This is a genomic window from Bacillus cereus group sp. BfR-BA-01492, assembly GCF_022662815.1.
Classification (GTDB): Bacteria; Bacillota; Bacilli; order Bacillales; family Bacillaceae_G; genus Bacillus_A; species Bacillus_A cereus_BD.
The window spans coordinates 1-654 of sequence record NZ_JAKUEH010000051.1 but is presented as its reverse complement, the minus strand read 5'-3'; the positions used below and the strand labels follow the sequence as shown (position 1 = coordinate 654).

The following is a 654-nucleotide window of genomic DNA, read 5'->3' as shown; positions in this document are numbered from 1 at the left end:
CCCTGTGAGAGTAGGACGTTGCCAGGCAAATGGAGGATTAGCTCAGCTGGGAGAGCACCTGCCTTACAAGCAGGGGGTCGGCGGTTCGATCCCGTCATCCTCCACCATATACGCCGGCTTAGCTCAATTGGTAGAGCAACTGACTTGTAATCAGTAGGTTGGGGGTTCAAGTCCTCTAGCCGGCACCAGTTTTTATTGTACGAGCCATTAGCTCAGTTGGTAGAGCATCTGACTTTTAATCAGAGGGTCGAAGGTTCGAGTCCTTCATGGCTCACCATTTATTAAAATAATATGCGGGTGTGGCGGAATTGGCAGACGCACCAGACTTAGGATCTGGCGCCTTTGGCGTGGGGGTTCGACTCCCTTCACCCGCACTTTTAATAAAATACTTATAACATGTCTTGCGGAAGTAGTTCAGTGGTAGAATACAACCTTGCCAAGGTTGGGGTCGCGGGTTCGAATCCCGTCTTCCGCTCCAAATATGACATGCCGGGGTGGCGGAACAGGCAGACGCACAGGACTTAAAATCCTGCGGTGGGTGACCACCGTGCGGGTTCGACTCCCGCCCTCGGCACCATATGCGCCCGTAGCTCAATTGGATAGAGCGTTTGACTACGGATCAAGAGGTTAGGGGTTCGACTCCTCTCGGGCGCG

General features: G+C 53.4%; 7 tRNA genes. All 7 read left to right on the top strand.

The features are described 5' to 3' along the window. Positions 1–31: 31 nt before the first annotated feature. The 7 genes from MR063_RS21515 to MR063_RS21485 all read left to right on the top strand — a co-directional run bounded on the left by MR063_RS21515 (position 32) and on the right by MR063_RS21485 (position 654). A tRNA-Val gene (locus tag MR063_RS21515) sits at positions 32–107 on the top strand. Positions 108–112: 5 nt separating this feature from the next. After that, positions 113–188: transfer RNA gene (locus MR063_RS21510), tRNA-Thr, on the top strand. A gap of 13 nt (positions 189–201) precedes the next feature. Further along, positions 202–277 (top strand) — tRNA-Lys (locus MR063_RS21505). Positions 278–293: 16 nt separating this feature from the next. Continuing rightward, positions 294–374: transfer RNA gene (locus MR063_RS21500), tRNA-Leu, on the top strand. A 29-nt stretch (positions 375–403) separates the two neighbouring features. Next, a tRNA-Gly gene (locus MR063_RS21495) sits at positions 404–478 on the top strand. A 10-nt stretch (positions 479–488) separates the two neighbouring features. Then, positions 489–577, top strand: a tRNA-Leu gene (locus tag MR063_RS21490). A 3-nt stretch (positions 578–580) separates the two neighbouring features. Further along, positions 581–654: transfer RNA gene (locus tag MR063_RS21485), tRNA-Arg, on the top strand.